The organism is Streptomyces alkaliphilus (assembly GCF_014141535.1).
In the GTDB taxonomy this organism is placed as follows: Bacteria; Actinomycetota; Actinomycetes; order Streptomycetales; family Streptomycetaceae; genus Streptomyces; species Streptomyces alkaliphilus.
This window is the reverse complement of record NZ_VKHT01000670.1, coordinates 1-2,937: the sequence shown is the minus strand read 5'-3', so window position 1 is coordinate 2,937 and position 2,937 is coordinate 1. Positions and strand designations below refer to the sequence as shown.

Genomic DNA, 2,937 nt, shown 5'->3' with positions numbered 1-2,937 from the left:
CCGCGGGCGGGGGTGACGAACCGGTGGCCCGTCCGGGCGACCGGGTGACCGGCGCCGCCGGAGCGACGGCCGGTGGTCCCGATTCCCGGCGGGCCGGGGACACCGGGACGGAGCGGTGGACGGCGGCGCGGCAGCAGGCGGCCGGCACCGCGGGGAGCAGCAGCGCCACGGCGACCACCGCTCCCGTCAACGCCCCGATCAACGCCCCGACCGGGGAATCGGGCACGGGTGACGCGCCGGGAAACGGCATCTGCGGAAGGTGGGGGGCGACCAGGGGGACGACCCACCACGTCGTGGCGACCGCGACCGCCGCGAGCAGGGCTCCGGCGGCCCGGCGGGGTCGTCCGTGGACGGCGACCAGCAGGGCGACGTGCAGCGCGAACGCGGTCGTGGCGGCGGGCAACAGGGCACCGGGCGGGGGGACGGCGCCGGGATTGAGCGCCGTCGCCACGAGCGGCGTCCCGGCGGCCAGGGCCGGCAGGGCGAGCGCCGCCACCAGGCGGGGCCGGGTCGCGGAACGGAAATCGTCCAGCGTGCGGCTGAGGGCCACCGTCCGCCGGGCCCCGGCCGCGAACCCCCGCAGCGTCCACGGGGAGACGGCCAGGACCCAGGCGATCAGCACGGCGCCGGCCGCCGCCCGCGCGGGGTCGGGTCCACCGCCCGTTCCGACCGCCGGGGCCGGGAGCGGTCCCGCGAACGGCCCGGGGAACACGTCGGGCACGAGGGGGATCGCCGCGCAGCAGGTGGCGAGGACCGCGGCCCGGCCCGCCCCGCCGGGGAGGATCGGGCGCAGCACCACCCACACGGCGAACGGCACGAGGCAGCAGGCGAGCAGCAGGACGAGGGGACGGGTCGGCTCCGGGACGCGGGCCACGGCGAACACCGTCGCGACGGTCACCAGGAGGGGGAGCAACGGTCCGGCGGCCCTCGGCAGCGCGGCGAGGCGAACGCGGACCGGGGTTCCCCGGTCCGGGGACATCACCGACGGGAGCGGCCCGGGGCCCGTCTCGGCATCGGCCCGGGGGACCCTGGCGTACAGCTCCTCGGCCAGCGAGAACACGTCGCGGTGACGGTAACGGGCGGCCCCGCGGTCGGTGAGCCCGCGCGCCTCCAGAACGGCCGCGATCTCCAGGGGGTGCACGGCCTGCTCGCACAGCTCCCGGTGACGATCCATGAGGATCCGTACCGGGTCGGCCGGAGTGGTGATCACACCCGTTCACCCCCACCCGGGAAGGCGGCGACCACGGCCGGCGCGGGGGCCCCGTCCTCGGTGGTCGGCTCGTCGGCCCGGCCCTCCGGGGGGAGGCCCGCGGCCAGGTGGAACTCGGGGGTCCGCGCGAACGGCACCACCGGGTCGAAGGCCCCCGAGGGGTCGTCGGGCACCGGGGAGGACGGGGCTGTCGGGTCCACGGCCCGATGGGCGGCGATCCGGGCGGCCATCTCCATATACATCGACCGGAAGGCCGCCAGGTTCCGCTCCACGGTGAACAGCTCGAGCGCCCGGCAGCGGGCGGCGGCGCCCAGTCGGGCCCTGCGGTCGGGATCGGCGAGCAGCTCCAGACAGGCGGCGGCCAGCGCGTCGGGCCGGCCCGGGGGAACGATCGGACCGGTGCCGCCGATGACCTCGCGCACGGCTCCGACGTCGGTGGAGACCGTGGCCCGGGCACAGAACATCGCCTCGATCAGCGGTATCGGAAAGCCCTCCACGGCGGAGGGGAGCACGGCGACGGATCCCAGCGCCCAGGCGGCGGCCGGACCGGGTACGTCGGGGTCGCCGATCGAGTGGAGTACCACCGGGGCGGGGTCGGTGCCCGTGGCGGGGAGGAGTCGCGCGGCGAGGTCACGGCAGTGCGCGGCGTACCGCGGGTCGGCGGGGCCGCGACCGGGGTCGGCGACCAGGTGGAGACGGGTGGCGGGGCGAACCCGGCGGACCTCGTCGAAGGCGTGCAGGAGCCCGACGAGATCGCGGGATGGCTCGACCCGGCCCACCCAGACCAGGGAGTCGGCGGCGGGATCCCCGGGCTCTCCGGACCGGGTGATCCGCACGGCCCCCGGGGCCGGCGCCTCCCCTGGCGCCTCGAAGGGCCGGGCGTCCATGCCGGGGTAGACCAGCCGGGTCCGGCCGTTCTCCGCCCCGCATCGGAGCTGCCAGCGGCGGGCGTGGACGTTGCCGGGGACGACCAGCTCGGCCCGGGCGTAGGTCTCGCGGGCCAGGTGCAGGCCGAAGGCGGCCAGGAGCGCGCGGACCGGGGCCCCGGCCGCGCCGGGCGCCACCGTACGGGCCTCGGCCGGTCGCCGGAGGGCACGGGCGGCCTCCGCCGCGCTGCCCAGGTAGTGCTCGCGCAGCCGCACACCGTACTCGGTGACCAGCAGCGGGGTGCCCCGGCGATGGTGGGCGACCAGGCCCGGGAGGGCGGCGGGGCCGCCGCCCACCGCGTGACAGAGGTCGACCCCCAGGAGCCCTCCGGCCCGGCGGGTCGCCGGGGGGCCGGCGGTGCCCGCCGGGGCGTGCGGGTCCCCCGGCCCCGGGGCGGGGTGGTACCAGTCCAGGCCGAGCGGGCGCAGGGCCCGTTCCAGACGCTCGCAGGCCAGCAGCAGGTCGGCCACCCGGGCGGCCCGCACCGCGCGCGGCGCGCCCGGGGCGCGGCAGGCCGCCTCGAGCACCCGCGGGGCGGTCCCGGAAAGCAGCCAGCCGGCGAGTCCGCCGTGGTCGAGGGCCAGGTCGGCGAGGGCGTACAGGCCCTCGGTGAAGCGGCGGCGGGGACCGGCGGCGCCGCGCGGACCGGCGGCCGGGTCCTCGGGCGCGCACAGGGCTCCGGCGAGTTCGGCGAAGGCCTCCGCGTACCGTCGGCCCAGGCGGCGCCCGGCACGCCCGTGCCCCGGCCCCCTCGGGTCGGGCGGCGGGCCCCACAGGGGGGCGGTCCGCAGGGACACCAC

At 79.1% G+C, this 2,937-nt stretch carries 2 protein-coding genes; both read right to left on the bottom strand.

All coding sequences use genetic code 11. The annotated features are described in order from the left end of the window. The coding region (locus tag FNQ90_RS18270) for a hypothetical protein (RefSeq protein WP_182607366.1) at positions 1 to 1,210 on the bottom strand (1,210 nt) is incomplete at its 3' end. Next, positions 1,207 to 2,937 (bottom strand): glycosyltransferase (locus tag FNQ90_RS18265; protein WP_182607365.1); only part of this gene is annotated, 1,731 nt, incomplete at its 5' end. The genes FNQ90_RS18270 and FNQ90_RS18265, both read right to left, overlap by 4 nt.